Annotated in this window: 20 protein-coding genes; 6 read left to right on the top strand and 14 right to left on the bottom strand. The window is 45.5% G+C overall.

What is annotated here, in order from left to right; genetic code table 11:
• Positions 1-108: 108 nt before the first annotated feature.
• The 9 genes from K6G33_RS09980 to K6G33_RS10020 all read right to left on the bottom strand — a co-directional run bounded on the left by K6G33_RS09980 (position 109) and on the right by K6G33_RS10020 (position 9725).
• Complete coding sequence (locus K6G33_RS09980) at positions 109-1071, bottom strand: hypothetical protein (RefSeq protein WP_296778969.1); 963 nt, start codon at positions 1069-1071, stop codon at positions 109-111.
• 286 nt (positions 1072-1357) lie between these two features.
• Entirely contained in the window at positions 1358-2296 is a 939-nt protein-coding gene (locus K6G33_RS09985) for a hypothetical protein (protein WP_296778972.1), read from the bottom strand.
• Positions 2297-2619: 323 nt separating this feature from the next.
• Positions 2620-3744, bottom strand: a complete 1125-nt coding sequence (locus K6G33_RS09990; protein ID WP_296778975.1) for a hypothetical protein — start codon at positions 3742-3744, stop codon at positions 2620-2622.
• Between the two features lie 2 nt (positions 3745-3746).
• Positions 3747-4463 (bottom strand): sigma-70 family RNA polymerase sigma factor, encoded by a 717-nt coding sequence (locus tag K6G33_RS09995; protein ID WP_296778976.1) that lies wholly within the window; start codon positions 4461-4463, stop codon positions 3747-3749.
• Between the two features lie 208 nt (positions 4464-4671).
• Positions 4672-6348 (bottom strand): AMP-binding protein, encoded by a 1677-nt coding sequence (locus tag K6G33_RS10000; protein WP_296778978.1) that lies wholly within the window; start codon positions 6346-6348, stop codon positions 4672-4674.
• A 37-nt stretch (positions 6349-6385) separates the two neighbouring features.
• On the bottom strand, positions 6386-6931 hold the full coding sequence (locus tag K6G33_RS10005; RefSeq protein WP_296778979.1) for a helix-turn-helix domain-containing protein: 546 nt from the start codon (positions 6929-6931) through the stop codon (positions 6386-6388).
• Between the two features lie 224 nt (positions 6932-7155).
• Positions 7156-8025: a metal ABC transporter permease gene (locus K6G33_RS10010; RefSeq protein ID WP_296778980.1), complete on the bottom strand. Its 870-nt coding sequence runs from the start codon at positions 8023-8025 to the stop codon at positions 7156-7158.
• Positions 8018-8740 carry an ABC transporter ATP-binding protein gene (locus tag K6G33_RS10015; RefSeq protein ID WP_296778982.1) on the bottom strand — a complete coding sequence of 241 codons (723 nt, stop codon included), beginning with the start codon at positions 8738-8740 and terminating at the stop codon, positions 8018-8020. Before K6G33_RS10015 ends, K6G33_RS10010 begins: the two co-directional genes overlap by 8 nt.
• A 1-nt stretch (position 8741) precedes the next feature.
• Positions 8742-9725 (bottom strand): metal ABC transporter substrate-binding protein, encoded by a 984-nt coding sequence (locus K6G33_RS10020; protein WP_296778984.1) that lies wholly within the window; start codon positions 9723-9725, stop codon positions 8742-8744.
• A 250-nt stretch (positions 9726-9975) separates the two neighbouring features.
• On the opposite strand from K6G33_RS10020, the gene prfB reads away from it, so the two are divergent.
• Complete coding sequence (prfB, locus tag K6G33_RS10025) at positions 9976-11094, top strand: peptide chain release factor 2 (RefSeq protein ID WP_296778987.1); 1119 nt, start codon at positions 9976-9978, stop codon at positions 11092-11094.
• Positions 11095-11122: 28 nt separating this feature from the next.
• Entirely contained in the window at positions 11123-11626 is a 504-nt protein-coding gene (locus tag K6G33_RS10030; RefSeq protein WP_296778989.1) for a hypothetical protein, read from the top strand.
• 41 nt (positions 11627-11667) lie between these two features.
• On the opposite strand, the gene K6G33_RS10035 is transcribed toward K6G33_RS10030, so the two are convergent.
• From K6G33_RS10035 to gdhA, 4 genes are all read right to left on the bottom strand, one after another.
• A complete protein-coding gene (locus K6G33_RS10035) occupies positions 11668-12045 on the bottom strand; it encodes a DUF4363 family protein (protein WP_296778992.1) in 378 nt (125 codons plus the stop codon).
• Positions 12032-12751, bottom strand: coding sequence for a DUF421 domain-containing protein (locus K6G33_RS10040; RefSeq protein WP_296778994.1), 720 nt, complete (start codon positions 12749-12751; stop codon positions 12032-12034). Before K6G33_RS10040 ends, K6G33_RS10035 begins: the two co-directional genes overlap by 14 nt.
• Before the next feature lie 77 nt (positions 12752-12828).
• Positions 12829-13452, bottom strand: a complete 624-nt coding sequence (locus K6G33_RS10045) for an AAA family ATPase (protein ID WP_296778997.1) — start codon at positions 13450-13452, stop codon at positions 12829-12831.
• Positions 13453-13691: 239 nt separating this feature from the next.
• Entirely contained in the window at positions 13692-15059 is a 1368-nt protein-coding gene (gene gdhA / locus K6G33_RS10050; RefSeq protein ID WP_296778998.1) for an NADP-specific glutamate dehydrogenase, read from the bottom strand.
• Positions 15060-15408: 349 nt separating this feature from the next.
• Between gdhA and K6G33_RS10055 the strand changes: the two genes are divergently transcribed.
• Genes K6G33_RS10055 through K6G33_RS10065 form a run of 3 tightly spaced genes read left to right on the top strand, consistent with a single transcriptional unit; the run spans position 15409 to position 17798 of the window.
• Complete coding sequence (locus K6G33_RS10055) at positions 15409-15915, top strand: HD domain-containing protein (RefSeq protein WP_296779001.1); 507 nt, start codon at positions 15409-15411, stop codon at positions 15913-15915.
• A 26-nt stretch (positions 15916-15941) separates the two neighbouring features.
• Complete coding sequence (locus K6G33_RS10060) at positions 15942-17210, top strand: O-acetylhomoserine aminocarboxypropyltransferase/cysteine synthase family protein (protein WP_173449374.1); 1269 nt, start codon at positions 15942-15944, stop codon at positions 17208-17210.
• 42 nt (positions 17211-17252) lie between these two features.
• On the top strand, positions 17253-17798 hold the full coding sequence (locus K6G33_RS10065) for a flavodoxin domain-containing protein (RefSeq protein ID WP_296779005.1): 546 nt from the start codon (positions 17253-17255) through the stop codon (positions 17796-17798).
• A 115-nt stretch (positions 17799-17913) separates the two neighbouring features.
• Here the strand turns inward: K6G33_RS10065 and K6G33_RS10070 are convergent, their stop codons facing one another.
• The gene (locus tag K6G33_RS10070) at positions 17914-18378 is read right to left on the bottom strand and encodes a hypothetical protein (RefSeq protein ID WP_173449376.1); all 465 of its coding nucleotides are present in this window, start codon (positions 18376-18378) and stop codon (positions 17914-17916) included.
• Between the two features lie 211 nt (positions 18379-18589).
• Here K6G33_RS10070 and K6G33_RS10075 point away from each other — a divergent pair.
• Positions 18590-19276 (top strand): hypothetical protein (locus K6G33_RS10075; protein ID WP_296779009.1); only part of this gene is annotated, 687 nt, incomplete at its 3' end.

Genomic DNA, 19276 nt, shown 5'->3' on the forward strand with positions numbered 1-19276 from the left:
AGGGGAGTGTGAAAAATGTGTGAACAACTGCTGTAAATTGCAAAAATCATTCATCAAGTACAAACGCCTCCCGAATGGAAGGCGTAAAACTGTATTTTTTTACCGTTATCAGACCTGATCGGGAATGATTATTGCTCCGTTCAGGCTGAGATTGCGCAGGAATGTAAGACGAGCCTTGTCGATATACTCAGGCTTTGCCATGTAGTAGAGGTAGTGCTCCATGAGATTGAACATATCAAATGTGCGTCCCTCTATCTTGAACTGATTGAAGCCCATAGGCACGTATTTGTTCCAGATATCGTCGGGAGTGATATGCGTACTCAGTGACTTGATATCAAAAAGACTCCTGTGCTCGCACTGACACTCGAATATAGCCTTGGCTTCGGGGTGTTCGGCAGCAAACTTATTTGAATCGAAAGGCACGTTAGGGTACTTTCTGACGTGATTTGCGTAGGCTATCTGCTCAGTGCCGATAGTCCGATAGTGCAGCGAGCGGTTCGCACAGGCAGGGGTGCAGCAGGCATTTACCAGTATCTCGCACTTTTCCTTGTTAGGTATCTTTTCGAGAATATCGAACTTGTTGTTCAGGTCATAGTCAAGCACTACTAAGTGATAATCCTTTTCTACCTCGCTGTACAGTGCTTCGGGATCGGTCAGGCGCTTGCAGGTAGAGCTTGTCAGCTTGAAATTGGGGTAGTTCTTGCGTATGTAGTCCTCAAGTATAGGTGATACGACGATACATTCGTTCATACCATTGTCAGCAATGTGCATGACCATGTTGCAGAATTCATCGCTGAGGTGCTTCTTTTCGATAACAGGGTTAGTGAACGTGAAGCGGAGCGGTATGCCTTTACGGTTGAAATAGTTGGTAACTCCCTTCACGAAGTCCTTCTGGCACATACCGTGCATAACTCTGCCGCCGTTCCAGAGCGACGGTGGGAATACGCCGTATACAGATGCTATCTCAATGCCGTCGCGGAAGAATTCGGGGCTGTTTTCCAGCATTGTGAGAAACACTACATTGAATTTAAAAAGCCTTGCAAAATCAGGCAGGTGGAATCTTACTTTCATGGTTATCCTCCTATAGTCGGAAATGTATAAAAGTATTATAACATATATTATTTAAAATAGCAACATTCAGCATGATATACAGCAAGTATCGGTCAGATAAAGACAAAAAAATGCATCACAGGAGTATCTCCTGTGATGCGCACTTTAGAACTTGTATCACTGTACTTACCGTTATACAGTTTATCAAGTGGGTATGGGATAAAGGGGATTGGGATTGGATAGATCTAAGATAACTGCCTTATGGGGACCTCTTCAGAGGTAAGACAGTCCTATATATAAGCAGCGATTATTCGCTGATCTCAGCTTCTGTAGGAGCCTCTGTAGGAGCCTCAGCTGCATTGAGTGCCTCTCTCTCCTTAGGTCCGAGGTGCTCGTGCTTTGGTCCCTTAGGAGCTTCAGGAGCAACAGGTGGTGTTGGAGGTGTTGGAGGTGTTGGCGGAACAGGCTTTTCGTTCTCGTCAGGAGCTACAGGAGGAGCCGGAGGTGTAGGAAGCTCAGGCTTCTCAGCATTGTCGTCGATAGCAGGAGCTGTCGGCGGCTCAGGCTTCTCAGCGTTATCGTCGATAACAGGAGCTACAGGCGGTACAGGCTTCTCAGGCTCAGCCTTCTTGAAGTGAACGTCAGCGTGTACGTCCTTAGCATTCAGTATCTTTTCCTTTGTTGCATCGTCAACGAAGTCGATCTTGCTTGCGTCAATTACATCACGGAACTGGAAGAAAAGGTCTGTAAGGTCAAGGTGAACAGGCTTGAGTGCCTTAGCAGGCTTCTCAGCATCTTCATCTTCATCAGCCTTTGTAGGTGCCTCCGGCTTCTCAGCATCTTCATCTTCGTCAGCCTTTACAGGTGCCTCTGGCTTTGCGTTAGCGTGGAAGTGAACGTCTACCTTCTCGATTTCGTCCCAGTTTTCAAGGATAGTATCTGTGAGGACATCAATATCATTTGCTTCGATGAAGCTGCGGATCTGGTCGATAAAGTCTGTTACGTCAATAATAACAGGAGCCTCAGGCTTCTCAGCGTCGTCAAGCTCAGCGGGAGCTACAGGCGGTACAGGAAGCTCAGGTGCTGCAACTTCAATTGCAGTTGTTGTAACTACAGCGTTTGTTGTTGTTGCAGCAGTTGTAACTGCTGCTTCATCTGTCTCTGCTGCGAATGCGTTAAAGCTTGCTGCTGAAGCCATTACTGACATTGCAGCGAGTGCAGCGAAAATGTGCTTTTTACTTCTCATAATAATTACTCCTTTAAAATATATTTTTTCTCCTCGTGGGAGCCTATAGGCGTGTTTTGTATTGTTTTGTTTGCCTTTTGTTAACAGTTTACGGAGCACGATCACAAAAAACGGGGTAATCTGAAAAATTTTTCGGAAATTTTTTTTGCAGTTGCCGCAAATGCCGAAATATAGCCATATTTTTTAGGGGATTTTTTGCGAAAGCTTCATACCGTTAACGATAATATACCTGATACGGAGTTTTTAACAGGAAACATGAAAAGAAAAAGAAGGCACTTTTCAGTACCTTCTTTTACAATTCCTCTATATTTATTCATGTTTCCTTACGGAGAAGGCAACTGGGGGTGCAATGGCAGCGGAGCATCTGTCGGAGGGTGTGCTTCTTTCTGCGGATCGGCAGGAGCTTCGATGTCTTGCTTTGGTTCGGGTTCGCTGTGGAGAGACGCAGGACGCATTCCCTCAAGTGTGATGGGTTTGTTCTGCTGTATATCTTTAAGCGCATCTTCTATGATCGAGAGCGGCTTTTTATGCTCCTCAGGCAGCTTTTCTCCTTCGGCAGGAGCCGGCGGCTTAGGAGGCTCGGCAGCTTCATCGGGCTTGGGAGCTTCGGGGCCTGCACCCTTTTCAGGTGCGGCAGGCTTTTCGGGAGCCTTTGGCGGCTCAGGATCAGATGGTGGAGCAGGAGGTTCATGTTTAGTGTCTGGATTTGGTGTGACAGGCTGATGCTGTAATGGAGGATCAGCAGGTGCAGGTGGTGTTACGTCAGCGGGAGCAGGTGGCTCGGGAGACTTTACGCTGTCCTTTTCAGGCTTTGGCGGTTCCGGAGCAACTGCTTCCTTTGCAGGATCAGGTTTTGCGATCGTTACTTTTTCCTTTGCGGACGGTGCAGGCGGATCAAGTCCGCGGACTTTGACATTTATGTCTGAATTCTCTTTTTCAAGGTCGGATTTGAACGTGTTGTAGCCGTCGTTTTTCTCCGAATCAACATAGATATTTACCGTGTCGCCGCTGGATATCATGCCCTTTTCTTTTTCAAGTTCGATTATCTCATTTGCTGCGGTGAGTTTATCCTTCCCTTTGCCGTCGTAGTCCTTTAGGAGTTCTTTTCCATCTTCGTCATCGCTCTTTATTTCAATTACCTTGCCATTTCGGTTTATAGACATTCTGATCTTTGCGTCAGATGAGATAAGGATAGTTGAATACGGTTTCAGGTTATGTGTGTAGTACAGAGTACCTGCTGTTGCAAGCACTCCGATACAGGCAGCAGCTGCTGCGAAGCGGGTCACATATATTTTTATACGTCCTGAACGCTGCTGTTCGTCCATGATTATCGGGTTTGTGACGGACTGCCCGACTTTATAGTGAAGATTGGCAGCATTGACAAAACGTGAATCCTCGTCCATTAGTATTGCGTATCCTTCGTGACATTCCATAACGATATATTTCATATTTATTCACCACCTTTTAGTACCTGCATGATGTGTCCGCGCATGATCTCGTAGCCGTTCGTACATATGAGCAGAACTGCCACAAGATAACGCCTGTGTCTTTCAAGTGATTTTCTTTCGACTTTTGCTCCCTCTGCGAGCTTTGCGATCGGGACGCGCTTAGTCCTGAGGAATTCCTCAAGTATATCGGGATTTTTCCGCGCATAAGAGATAGCCTTTTGGCAGATTTCGAGAGTTCTGTGCTGACGCGGAGAATTATCAGCAACATCGCTCATTGAAACGCCAAAGCTCTCCATCTGAGCGGAGAGTTCCGAGATCTCCTGCTGAGTAGCCTCGCGGAGCTCGTTTTCGGCATATGTATCGTGTTCATCACGGATAGTATCTTTCAGGTCTGCTTTATCGTCTTCGGAAACATCGAGCGATATCTGCCCTTTGTTCCTTTTTTCTTTTCGGTAATTGTCTATCAGGCGGTTTTTTATCTGCAAAGCTGCAAATTTCAGGAAAGAACCGCGCAGTTTTGAGTAATTACGTATCGACTCGTAAAAAGCGAACATGGCGATACTAAGCTCGTCATCGCTCTGATTGGGAGGACGATTGAGAAATTTGGCAGTTTCCGACTTTATAAAAGGCATATAAGCTGAGATAAGCTCGTCTGCCGCGTGGCTGTCGGTTTTAGCCTTGTAGACCCGGGATATGATTTGATGCGCATCAGAAGTCATATTTGCCACCCCCATGTATAAATAGTTTACGTACGATATGTTATAAAAGTGGGGTAATTACAAAAAAAGTTTAAAACCTTTTGCAGTGATCGGAAATCAGAGAATAGTAATTAGCAAGAGTCCCGTTCTGATAATTACTGATTTATTATAATTCAGAAACAGCCATAAAGTCGCGGGTGCTTCTTTATGGCTGCTGAAAGTTAATGATTTATTTTGCTGTGTTTTCCTCGTCCTGATGACGTATCTGAGCACGTTTGATCTTGCCGCCGAGAGTCTTCGGCAGTTCCTTTACGTACTCGATAACACGGGGATACTTGTAAGGAGCTGTCTCATGCTTAACGTGATCCTGAAGCTCCTTTGTGAGCTCGGGTGAAGGTGTATATCCCTCAGCGAGAACGACTGTAGCCTTTACTACCTGTCCTCTGATAGGGTCGGGAGCTCCTGTGATAGCTGATTCAACGACAGCAGGGTGGGTGAGGAGTGCGCTCTCTACCTCGAATGGTCCGATTCGGTAGCCCGAGCACTTGATAACGTCGTCGTTTCTTCCTACGAACCAGTAATAGCCCTTGGAGTCACGCCATGCAACGTCGCCTGTGTCGTAGTTCTCACCGCCGAGAACAGCCTCTGTGAGCTCGGGGTTCTTGTAATAGCCGCAGAACAGACCTGTAGGACGCTCCTTGTCTATGCCGCATACCATGATGCTGCCTTCTTCACCGTCGTCAGCCTCTGTTCCGTCGGGACGGAGAAGGTGGATATTGTAAAGTGGGGAAGGCTTTCCTGTTGAACCAGGCTTAGGGTCTATCCACGGGAAGTTTGCGATAAGTACGGTACCCTCTGTCTGACCGAAACCCTCGCGCATCTTCTTGCCTGTGAGCTCGTAGATACGGTTGAATACCTCGGGGTTGAGGGGCTCGCCTGCGTTGCAGAAGTTCTGGATAGACGAAAGATCGTACTTTGTCATATCCTCCTGAAGCATAAATCTGTACATTGTAGGCGGAGCGCAGAATGTTGTGAGCTTGTAGTGGCTGATAACTTCAAGGATATCCTTGGCATTGAATCTGCCTGTGAAGTCGTATGCGAACTGTATTGCGCCGCATATCCACTGTCCGTAGATCTTTCCCCAGCCGAACTTAGCCCAGCCTGAGTCGGAAATAGACATATGGAGCTTGTTCTCCTGTACCTGATGCCAGTATTTAGCGGTAACGATATGTCCGAGTGGGTGCGCGAAGTTATGGCATACCATCTTCGGCATTCCTGTAGAGCCTGATGTGAAGTATATCAGCATGGTATCAGTTGCCTTTGTAGCCTGATCGTCTGTAGGACGCTCAAAGGTGTCGGGATACTTGGCAATCTCGTCCTCGAAGAAGTCCCAGCCTTCACGAGGCTCGGCAACTGCTATCTTCTTTCGGAGAGTCTTTATCTCGGGTGCGGCAGCGTCTATCTGTCCGCGGATATACTCGTCATCGCAGGCAATGATAGCGGATATCTCTGCCATATTGCCGCGGTAAGCGATATCATGTGTTGTAAACAGAAGATTTCCAGGGATAAGGATAACTCCCAGCTTATGGAGAGCTGTAGCTATTACCCAGTACTCCCAGCGGCGGCGAAGTATAAGAAGAACTACATCGCCCTTTTTAAGTCCGAGACTTCTGAAATAGTGACAGGTCTGGTTTGAGAGCTTTGAAATATCGGTAAAGGTGAAGGTCTTTTCCTTCTTGTCATGGCTGAGCCATATAAGAGCCTTCTTATCAGGCTCCTGCTTTGCCCATTCATCAACGATATCCCAGCCGAAATTAAAGTTCTCAGGAACATTAACACGGTAATTTTCCTTAAAATCCTCATACGAGTCGAACTCTATACGAGGCAGGTAACGGTCTAAAAGCATAGTAACGAATACTCCTTTTTAACGGATTATATACTTATCATTCAGCGATCATAGTGAGGAATCTTGCCTTGCTGTCACCTACACAGCGCTGTCCGTGCGGGTAAGTAGGGTTGAAGTAGATCGAGTCGCCTTCGTTGAGGATTATTTCCTTATCCTCGAATATAACTGCGACTGTTCCCTTCAGAACAAGGTTGAATTCCTGACCTGTATGTGTAACGAGCTTAGCGGGCTCGTCTGATGGTTCAAGTGTTACGAGAAGAGGCTGCATGATCTTGTCTGCATAGCGGAAAGCAAGATCCTTGAAGCGATATCCGGGGAAACGGCTTATGCTTCTGCCCTTGCCGCGGCGGACGACCTGGAATGTGTCGATACGGCTTGGCTCACCTGTTACAAGCTCATTGAAATCGACTCCGAACTTATTTGCAATCTCATAGATGACGCTGATAGGAAAATCACCGTTCTGTTCATAGCCTGCATACTGTTCCACGGTCAGGTTAAGCTCCTCTGCGAGCTTCTCCTGTGAATAGTCACAGACCTCGCGCAGTTCACGGATACGTGCTGCTATTTCGTTAATGGTTTCCATAGCGTGACCTCCTTTATATAACATATAAATAAAACAGCGCAAAGCCGTTGGCTTTCGCCGCAGACAGGCACTTTTCGCCTGAGTGTACATTTTTTATGATAACATATTTCGAGTGGATTTGTCAAGTTTTTGAAAAATCGGGGATATAGAATATATTACTGTATTAACAGAACTTTTTATATAAAAAGCACTCCCGAGGTGCTTCGGGAGTGCCGTTAAGGCTTTTATCTGCCTTTTTTCATTATGAATGATGCGAGACAGAATGCGAAGAATATGCAGATATCTGCGGAAACTATGGTCGAACCTACAGGTGTTCCGACAAGTATTGCGATTATAAGACCGCTTGCTGCGCAGAAAAGTGAGATTATCACAGAGCATATTATAACGCTCCTGAAGCTCTTGAATATTCGCATTGCCGAAAGGGCAGGGAAGATAATGAGCGCGGAAATGAGCAGCGAGCCTACGAAATTCATTGCGAATACGATAATGACCGCTATGACAACTGCTATGAGCAGGTTGTACATATCCGAGCGCACTCCTGTTGCCTTGGCAAAGCTTTCATCGAATGTTACAGCGAATATCTTATTGTAGAAGATAAGGAATACTGCGACTACGACAACCGACATTCCGACACATATCCATACGTCTGTGATGGAGAGAGTGAGTATTGACGCTGAACCGAAGAGGGTACTGCATACATCGGCTGTGACGTTGCTCGATGTACGTTTGTTTCCGCTTTGTGAAGCGATATTCATTAGCATATATCCGATAGCAAGTGCTCCCACAGATATCATAGCGATGGCAGCGTCGCCTTTTATTTTTGTCTTGCTGCCTGTTCTCAGGAGGAGTATCGCGGCAGCAATAGTCACAGGCATTATTATGAGCATATTACTGGTGACACCTGCCACGGTGGCAACAGCCATAGCTCCGAAAGAAACGTGGGAAAGACCGTCTCCGATGAATGAAAAGCGCTTCATTACCAGCGTTACGCCGAGAAGCGACGAGCAGAGAGCTATAAGCAGTCCGACTATCATTGCATAGCGTATAACAGGGAGCTGGAAGTAAGAGTGGAGTTTATCGAGTATCTCACTCATCGTCATCACCTCCCATTACTGTCAGGAAAGCCTGTCCTGTCTTGCTGGTGAGGTAGTCATCTTTTGTGCCGAAAAACAGCTGCTTTCTGCCAACGTGGAGTATATGCGTAGCGTATCTTACGGCTGCGTTCATATCGTGGGATACCATTATTACGGTGATGCCGTCCTTTTTGTTAAGACTGCCGATGAGCTCATACATCTCGTTTGTAGCTTTTGGGTCAAGTCCTGTGACAGGTTCGTCGAGAAGTATCATTTTTCTTGCGGCACATAAAGCTCTTGCAAGGAGCACCCTCTGCTGCTGACCGCCGGAAAGCTCTCTGTAGCAGCGTTTGGCAAGGGATTCTATCTCAAGTCTGTGCATCATATCGTGTGCAAGTTTTTTTTCTTCTTTATTGTAGAACGGACGCAGTCCACAGCGGTTCATGCAGCCTGACAGGACTATCTCACGGACTGAGGCCGGAAAATCACGCTGCACCATAGTCTGCTGAGGCAGATAGCCTATCTCGTTCTTGCCGACCTCGCCGCACAGCTCGATATTGCCGCTGAGCTGAGGCTTCAGACCGAGCAGAGCCTTTATGAGCGTACTCTTTCCGGAGCCGTTTTCTCCGACTATGCATAAATAATCACCGCTGTTAACGGTGAAATTAAGACCTTTCGTAACAACGTCCCCCTCGTATCCGAGAGAGACGTTTTCGCATTTCAGTAATGCTCCCATATTAATCAAGCACCTTCTTCAAAGTATCGAGATTATCCTGCATTATCGAGATATATGCAGCTCCGTCCGCAATATCGCTGTCAGTTACGGACTGTAAGGAGTTGAGCTTCTCGACAGCAGCATTTTTATTTTTTGAGTTGTTGATTATTGATCTTGCAAGTGAATCATCGGAATTCTCTATGATAAATACAGTATCCAGTTTGAGGTCATCAAGCTTTCCCGCAAGTTTTGCCACAGTCTCGAAGCTGGCTTCCGACTCTGCCGAACAGCCTGCGAAAGCGGCATAGTAATCAATGCCGTAGTCATCGACGAGATAGCGGAACGGAAAACGATCCCCGAAAAGTACAGTCTTTGTTGACGCATTGTCAGCCATATCCCTGAAAGCTTTGTCAAGAGAACTCAGCTCTGCGCTGTAGGCAGAAAGGTTTGATCTGTATTTGTCTGCATTTGCCGCATCAAGTTCGCAGAGATCATCGCATATTATGCTGCATATGGTCTGTGCATTGCGCACCGACAGCCATACGTGTTCATCGTATTCCGGCTCGCTTTCTGTGTGGGAGTGTTCCTCGTGTTCGCCCTCCATTCCTTCTTTCAGCTCTTCCTCTTTGAGCTGATCCCGTACAGTGTCAAAAAGCTTTACGACCTTCATATTCTTGTTTGCGGAGTTTTTTAGTGCGTCATCGACCCAGCTTTCGGACTCTCCTCCAACATATATGAACATATCGCAATTGGAGATCGTCATCATATCGTCAACGCTTGGCTGATAGTTGTGTATGTCGATACCGCTTGAAAGGAGATATGTGATATCGGTATTGCCGCTCTCTCCGACAATATTCCTTGTCCAGTCGTATTCGGAAAAATCGGTGCATACGATGCTCAGCTTTTCCTTTTTTTCAGCAGCACTTGTGCTGCCGCAGCCTGTAAACATAGCTGCAAACATTACTGCTGCAACGGACAGTGCAGCCTTTCTGCGAGTGAATTCCATAGATCCGCTCCTTTATCCTTTTGAATTTGATAATCATTTTCAAATCATATTATACTTGATTTGAACTGATATGTCAATAGGGGAGCGTTAATTTCATAAAAATGTCAGGATAAGCTTTTTCGGCATGATACTGCACAATAATAAAAAAATAATTGCTTCACAATAATAAAAAAATAATTGCTTCACCTCTTGCAGTCTGAAAAAAAATATGATATAATGTATATATCTATGTTTGAAAGGAATTGAAACTATGATAATACTTGATGAACTCAGAGTCGAAATGACAGGCTACCGCAAGGAAATGGCGGAGCTCGCAGACGTTCTGAATATAGAAGCCGCAAAGAAACGAGTTGCGGAGCTTGGCGACGAGACTGCAAAGGAAGGTTTCTGGGATGACCTCGAAAATTCCCAGAAAGTCCTCAAGGAACAGAAGTCTCTTGAGCGAAAGATCGAGAAGTTCAACAAGCTCAATAACAGCCTCGAAGATCTCATAACCCTTATCGAGCTTTCTATCGAAGCTGATGATGAGAGTGACATCGAGGAAATAAAGAGCGAGTCGGAGATCTTCAAGACAAAGCTTGAAGACGAGAAGCTTTCCACTCTCCTTACAGGCGAGTACGATAATTCCAATGCTATCCTCACATTCCATGCAGGCGCAGGCGGAACAGAGGCTCAGGACTGGGCCGAAATGCTCTACCGTATGTACAATCACTGGGCTGAGCGCCACGACTTCAAGGTGGAGCTGCTTGATTACCTCGACGGCGATGACGCAGGTATGAAGTCCGCTTCTATCCTTATTGAAGGCGACAACGCTTACGGCTATATGAAGTCGGAATCAGGCGTTCACAGACTTGTCCGTATCTCACCTTTCGACGCTTCGGGCAGAAGACATACTTCTTTCGCAGCTCTCGAAGTTATGCCTGAAATTGACGATTCTATCGAAGTTGATATCCGTCCCGAGGACATCGAGATGGAGGTTTACCGTTCAAGCGGCGCAGGCGGACAGAAGGTCAACAAGACCAGCTCGGCTGTACGTCTTATCCACAAGCCTACAGGTATCGTTGTTTCATGTCAGACTCAGCGAAGCCAGTACCAGAATAAGGACTACGCTATGAAGATGCTCCGTTCAAAGCTCATCGAGATCAAGGAGCGTGAGCACCTCGAAAAGATCGAGGATATCAAGGGCGTTCAGAACCAGATCGCATGGGGTTCACAGATACGTTCTTATGTATTCATGCCTTACACACTTGTAAAGGATCACCGCACAGGCTTTGAAAACGGTAATATCCAGGCAGTTATGGACGGCGATCTTGACGGATTTATCAATGCTTACCTCAAGTCGCTCTCACACGGAACTCTTGAAAAGTAATTTGTGAGTTGGGGGTCGTTAAGATAAAATGAAGAAGTATATCAAAAAATTTCTTCCAATTTTTGCTGTAGTTGTTATAGCATTGACTGCACTGAGGTTTTTTGCTCCATCTGCATTCTTCGGGTATGTTTACCCTTTCAGCAGAATAAAGGGAAAAGTTTCTGTAACTATTGACGGCAAAAAAGTACCGCTTTCGGACTGCAATATCAGCTGCAAGAAAGCAGACGGAAGCGAAAAAGTACACGTATTTGGCAGTAAGATCAGGATACGTGCAGGCAAGTACGGTTGTTATGAGTTTATTATTGAGCATGACGGCGTTGAAATACCATTTTGTTTCAGTCAGTCAAACTGCTGGAACTGTGAAGATTTCGAGCTTTCATTCAGCGTTGACACCGCAAAAAATACAGTATCATGTACTGGCTGGAAAAGAGGCCTTGAAGAGAACGGTTTAAGGGAAGATAAAATAGATATCGACGATACTTTCAACTTTGACGATATTCCGTCTGAGGGAATACGTATTACTTCTGTTTGAATAAGACATTTTAAAGGGACGGAATGACCGTCCCTTTTTCGTTAGAATACACTTGTGAGAAGCGGCGTTTCACCGCTTTTCAGCATTTCAAGCATATCGTGCAGCTCAGCAAACTCAGCGGTCAGCTCTGCATCGTCTTTTCCTGCAAGCTCTCCTATCCGCGAGCAAAGGCGGTCTATCTCCTCAAGCTTTTCGTATTTCAGAAGCACGGAGGCTTTTTTTCGGAATTGCTCCCATTGACCCCTGAGCTTTTGGACGGCTGCCTTTACACTTTCCATATCGCCCTTGTCGAAAAGCTCGTTCGCTGCGGAGAGCTCTGACAGCATATTGCTGCATTTTTGGTTTATCCATGTGCCTGACAGGGTACTTAGTCCTATCAGCATTACCAGGATAAAAGCGCTTATCTTAACTCTTGTCACAGTTATTACCTCCAAGTGTGAGATGTTTAGGAGCTTTTCCGTTTTTGTCGGCAACAAAGCAGTTTCCGTCGCAGTCTGCGGTCATTATGAAAACCTCATTGACTGTTAGCCCGTTTGCTTTCAGCAGAGCTTCTACAGATGCCCTGCCTGTACGCAGAGTTTCAAGGGCTTGCGGTACAAATTTGCCGTCGGATATTATCATCACGGGCGGATCGGTGCAGTCGGCAGCTATCTTCATGTCACTTCGGGTCGGAGTATCCTCTGTCTGCTTCTTCATGACGGAAACGCTGCCTGTAGTCTCGACAATGGCGAACTGTACGTCGCTGAGGTCGAAGATATCTTTGCTGCGCAGAGCCATGAGCAGATCGTCCGCAGAAAAGCGCAGCTCGCGGAGAATATCGCGCTCTATCTTGCCGCCGCGGACGATGATCTTAGGACTGCCCGATATGAGCTTTCGCAGCTTAGGAAAGTGCAGGTTCAGCCAAGATACTATCACCTCAAAACTGACAAGTGACAATATCGGTGTTATTCCTACGATAACGGGGATATTTACGTCTTCGAGGGGGAGTGTTGCAATATTCGATACAAGTATGGTTATTACCAGCTCTGATGGCTGTAATTCGCCAAGCTGACGCTTTCCCATAAGTCTTACGGCGAATATGACCAGCGGATAGAGTATGAGTGAACGGATAAGTATAACAGACATAAAAACAGCTCCTTTGCAGTTATTGTACCGCAAAAGAGCGTATATATGCAAGAAGCCGCGCAAATGCGCGGCTGTAATTATTCCTGTGCGTTTTTGTTGTATTCTTTGAAGGCTTTCACGATGATCTCTGCGCAGAGCTCGTCGCCCAGTTCGGCACTATTGAGACAAAGAGCATACTGATCTTTATCCTGCCATACTCTGCCCGTGTTGACATTGTAGAATGTCTCGCGGCGTTTGTCAGCCTTTTTCATAATGGACTCCGCCTTGTTCTCCTTGACGTTATACTGCTCAATAGCTCGTTTTACGCGAGACTTTGTATCGGAGTAGATGTAGACGCTGAAGCAGCCCTTTTCCTCGAGTATATAGCTTCCGCATCTGCCGACGAGCACGAAGCTTTTTTCCTTTTCGGCTATCTCGTTTATGATACGGCTCTCCATGAGGAAGACTTTATCGGACAACGGGAGATTTTCTTCCATTGCTCTTGTTGGATTCGCATTGATGAGCAGCGAATAAAGGAAGCTTGTGGGGACATTTTCTTCTGCGTTTTCAAGGTATTCGGGAGATATCCCACATCTTTCGGCAGTCATTTCCAGTATCTGGCGGTTATAGAAGTTTATGCCGAGTTTTTCAGCAGTAAGTTTACCGATGTTGCTGCCGCCGCTTCCGTATTGTCGTTCGATTGTTATGATGTTCTTTTTCATGTGGTACCCCCAGGCTAAAGATATAATTATATAGATATAATAGTATTATACCACATTATGTACATATTTCAAGAATAATCGAAAGTATAATTGTGATTTATGCAAAATTCTATGTTTTGACCAATTTATCCCGTTCTGCATTGTGCAATTTTAAAATAAAAACCTCCCGTTGGTTAGCACAACGGGAGGTATATTTACTTTACTGCTCTAACTGATGAGTCACTATCAGTTGTTTATGATCAAACGCAGCCCTGAGCCTTCATTGCCTCAGCAACCTTGAGGAAGCCTGCAATGTTAGCACCAGCCATGTAGTTGCCAACCATGCCGTACTCCTTAGCAGCCTCATCGCAAGCCTTGAAGATAGACTTCATGATGCCGTGGAGCTTCTCGTCAACTTCTTCAAATGTCCAGCTGAGTCTCTCGCTGTTCTGGCTCATTTCGAGACCTGATGTAGCAACGCCGCCAGCATTTGCAGCCTTAGCAGGACCATAGAGAATGCCGTTTGAAAGGTATGTCTCGATTGCCTCTGGAGTTGAAGGCATATTAGCACCCTCAGCTACAGCGTAACCGCCGTTAGCAACGATAGCCTTTGCACCGTCGAGGTTGATCTCGTTCTGCGTAGCGCATGGGAGAGCGATGTCGAGCTTGATATCGCCTGCGTTGCACTTGAGTGTCCAAACGCTGCCCTCGTGGTACTCAGCGTTCTTGTGAGCTGTTCTGCCGATGTATTCCTTGATACGGCCGCGCTCAACCTCCTTGATCTGCTTAACGAGAGCAAGATCAATTCCGTCAGGATCGTAGATGTAGCCGTTAGAATCGGAAACAGTAACAACCTTAGCGCCGTACTGTGTAGCCTTCTCTGTAGCGTAGATAGCAACGTTGCCTGAACCTGAGATAACAACTGTCTGTCCCTCGAAGCTCTTGCCGTTAGCCTGAAGCATTTCGTTTGTGAAGTAGCAGAGACCGTAACCTGTAGCCTCTGTTCTTGCGAGTGAACCGCCGTATGTAAGGCCCTTACCTGTGAGAACGCCAACGAACTCGTTGCGGATTCTCTTGTACTGACCGAACATGAAGCCGATCTCACGTCCGCCTGTTCCGATATCACCAGCAGGAACGTCGCAGTCAGCGCCGATGTGCTTGCAGAGTTCTGTCATGAAGCTCTGGCAGAAACGCATGATCTCTCCGTCGCTCTTGCCCTTAGGGTCGAAGTCGGAACCGCCCTTACCGCCGCCCATAGGGAGTGTTGTAAGGCTGTTCTTGAATACCTGCTCGAAACCGAGGAACTTGATGATTCCGAGATATACTGATGGGTGAAGTCTGATACCGCCCTTGTAAGGTCCGATAGCAGAGTTGAACTGTACTCTGAAACCTCTGTTTACCTGTACCTTGCCGTTGTCGTCAACCCAAGGAACACGGAACATTATCTGTCTCTCAGGCTCTACGATACGATCAAAAACGCCTGCATCAATGAGATCCTGTCTCTTTTCAGCAACAGGCTGAAGAGTTTCAAGTACTTCTGTAACAGCCTGGATAAACTCAGGCTCACCCGGATTTCTTTTCTTAACTGTCTCTAATAAGTCGATAAGATACTGATTTTTTAACGCCATTGTTAAAAAACCTCCTTTACAAAATTCTGCGTTTACCGCAGTTCACATTTGATTATAACACTACATTATTGATTTTGCAAGACTTTATTGCAGTGAATTTAAAAAAAATTGCGTTTTTGTAAGTGCTGCACAAATCGGCGTCGAATTTTTATCCATATTGACGATGTTTTTGTATGTTTTCATAATTATGTCGGCAGTAAGTTGTAAGGTTTGGCTGAGTTTTTGCTGTTTCCGATAATTTGCGCAAAAAGTTGGTATAATTTGCCTGCTATTGTATTGATTTTTTCGGCAATATATAGTATAATTGATATATTATGAGGGAGATATCCTATCTGAGGAGGTATGCCCGATGCTAAAAGCAATATGTTCTTCAAAGGAACTGACGGATAACAGCTACTATGACTGCGTAAGCGATCTCATCGGAAGCGAGCAGGTGCAGGAGCTGAAAAATATCACTCATCATGTTTCAACTACCCGTTTTCAGCATTGTGTCAACGTATCCTATTATAGTTATATTGTTTGCAGAAAATTCAAACTGAATGCTCGTTCTGCCGCAAGAGCGGGACTGCTCCACGATCTTTTCTTCTATGACCGCAAGGAGTATAACGCTTCTAAAATAAAAGGTCAGGCTTCTCACAGCAAAAAACATTCTATGGAAGCGTGTGCGAATGCTGCTGAGTTAACACATATCACCTGCCTTGAACGCGATATGATTGAAAAGCATATGTGGCCTGCAACAAGACCTATGCCAAGATACAAAGAGACATACATAATAACCATTATCGACAAATACTGCGCCGTCCTTGAATTCTGTGTACCAAGAGTGCAAAGGTTCATTGCGGGGAAAACGCGGTAATATATATTTCAGGAGGTATCTTAACAATGAAGATCGAAACCAAATGCCTGCACGCAGGTTACACACCTAAGAATACAGAGCCGAGAGTTGTGCCTATAGTACAGAGTACTACTTATGTGTACGACTCTACAGATGACGTTGCTGCTGTATTCGATGATCCTACCAAGAGCCTTATCTATTCACGCTTCGAGAACCCTACTGTTATGGCGGTCGAGGATAAGATCGCTGCTCTCGAGGGCGGTATCGGTGCTATGTGTACCTCCAGCGGACAGGCGGCTTCACTGCTTTCGCTCCTTAACATCTTAAAAGCAGGAGACAGCTTTATCTCAGCAGCTACTATTTACGGCGGAACTGTAAATCTCTTTGCGTATACCCTTAAAAAGCTCGGTATCGAGTGCATCTTCGTCAATGCAGATGCTTCCGAGGACGAGATAAGAGCTGCCTTCAAACCTAATACAAAGGCTGTTTTCGGCGAGACACTCGCAAATCCTGCACTTGCTGTTTTTGATATCGAAAAATTCGCTAAGATAGCTCATGAGAACGGTGTTCCGCTCATCATCGACAATACCTTCCCGACACCTATTCTTTGCAGACCTTTCGAGTACGGCGCTGATATCGTTATCCACTCCACTACAAAGTATATGGACGGCCATGCTGTCCAGGGCGGCGGTGTTATCGTTGATTCAGGCAACTTCGACTGGACAAACGGCAAGTTCCCTGAGTTCACAGAGCCTGATGAGAGCTATCACGGCACTATCTATACCAAAACTTACGGCAAGGCTGCATACATTATAAAAGCAAGAATGCAGCTTATGCGTGACTTCGGCTGCTATCCTTCAGCTCAGTCCGCATTTTACCTCAACCTGGGACTTGAAACACTTCATATCCGTATGAAGCAGTACTGCGAAAATGCATTGACTGTTGCAAAGTTCCTTGAGGCAAATGAGCACGTTGAATCTGTAAACTATCCTGCTCTTGAAGGCAATAAGTACCACGAGCTTGCCAAGAAGTACCTCCCTGACGGTACGAGCGGCGTTATCTCGTTCGTTATCAAGGGCGGAAGAAATACTGCCGTTAAATTTATGGATTCACTCAAGCTTGCTTCAAATGAAGTTCACGTTGCCGATATCCGTACCTGCGTCCTTCACCCTGCAAGTGCAACACACCGTCAGCTTACAGACGAGCAGCTCGTTGCCTGCGGCATAAACGGCGGACTTATCAGACTTTCTGTCGGTCTTGAAAATGTAGAAGATATCCTTGATGATCTCAAGGGAGCTTTTGCTGCTATAGATTGATAATTATTACAGAAGCCATGAGATTTATATGAGGAAAAAATTATGAAAACACTGATAATTTATTCATCACAGACAGGTTTCACTAAACGCTACACTGAATGGCTTGCAGAAAAATTATGCGCTGAGACTATGACGGTAAAAGAGGCTCATAAAAAAGATGATTCCTATTTCAAGCCTTATGACGCTATAATCTACGGCGGTTGGGTAGCTGTTGAAAAAATACACAAAGCAGACTGGTTCCTTAAAAGGATCAGTAAATGGGAGGGGAAGAAGCTCGCTATTTTCGGCGTGGGAGCAAGTCCTATAACATATTCGGGAGTTGATGGGCTCCTAAAGAGAGCACTCAACGATGAGCAGCGGAAATATGTCAAGGCATTTTACTGCGAGGGCGGTATCGACTATAGTAAGATGTCCATGGGCTCAAAGGTCCTTATGAAGACTTTTGTCGCAATGCTCAAAGGTAAAAAGAATAAAACTCCTGATGAGAAAGCTATGTTTGAACACATCTCAAAGTCCTGCGATTGTTCCGATCCGAAGTACCTCGAGCCTATAGTGGATTACATAAACAGTCCCGCAGAGACTGCTTGAAATAATAAGTAAACAGCATATGTAATGAAAAGCCCCGAGACAATGCCTCGGGGCTATATTTTTTATGAGTATGGTTCTTATGGGAGTTCCTTAGTGATAATACTGAGCAGCCTGTTCAGTCTTTTCTGAAAAGTTCCTTGAGGACAAGTGCTCCGCCTGCTGCTGTCATACCGAACATGATTATGAAGACATACGCGCTTGTGGTCCTCCACGAAAGGTGAGTTGTCAGCATAACGCTCAGAAGCACTATGACTATTCCTATGGAAAGGACTATCCAGCCGAATATCTTCTTATCCATCAGGAAAAGCATTCCTATGCCGACGATTATCGGCAGCATAATGAGCCCGTTTGAAAGGTGAAATCCGCCGATACTGAAAAAGTGACCGCCGTAACCCCACGAACTTGATACGGAGATATTCTGGAATATCATGAACAAGCCTCCGCCCAGCATGAGCAGTCCTATGAAGAAAGTCAGCAGACGATTTCCGTCGCTCTTGTTTGCGGAACGCATACTGTCACGGGTCTCAAGAAGATCCCTGTACATTTTGTCCAGTTCCTTGTCTCTGTTTGTTTTTGGCATAATACCGCCCCCCTATATCAATTTTACGAGTATATTATACACAAAAACCCTGTCAATGTCAAGTATGATGATGTCAATAATAAATATTGGTTTGTTGTATGACTTTGGATATTTAGTGACAAATGTCACTATTTTAGTTATATTTGTCATCTTGTCATTCAAGTGAAAATCATTTATAATATAGAAGAATAATTATATAGGAGGAACAACCATGAAAAAAATAATCACACTATTTATCGCAACGATCATTGCTGTAGTATGCTTTGGTTCGTGCGGAAAAACAGCAACACAAACCACACCGACAACACAGACGGAACTACTTAACGACTGGCAGAAAGAGGTTCTTGCGGCAGAGGGACTTCCCACAGAAGCCGACCAGCTGACAGACGCTCAGCTTCGCTCGATTCAGCGTATCTACGAGATGATAACCTACCTCAATGATAAGTATGACGAGGAGTTCATCTATGCGGGATACCTTGAGCCGGCGGCAAATCAGACGGAAACGCTGTATGCCTACCCTCGCTTATTAGGCAATGATTACGGCAGAAACACCGTTACAGTCAAGGCGACAAAGGACGGTTTTACCGATGATTACAGCGACAGGTCGATCGTTGACTATGCTGAAGAAATGGCAAACGACTTTATGAAGGATTATTTTGATTCGGATCAGGTCATTGCATTTTTCAAAGTCAACGCCTGCGATATTAAGAAAAATGAGGTGGTAGATGGAGATTTCCAGTGGAAACTCGGCGTTTCTGACATTATATTTGTAAATGAAGACATCTGTAATGCAGATCAGGTGGAAGAATTTGCTGTTAATTATGCTAAATGGCTTTATGAGCATAAATTGGACGGACGTCATAGAATCAATATAGTCAAGGATATGGATGTTACACAA

The organism is Ruminococcus sp. (assembly GCF_024691275.1).
Lineage (GTDB): Bacteria > Bacillota > Clostridia > Oscillospirales > Ruminococcaceae > Ruminococcus.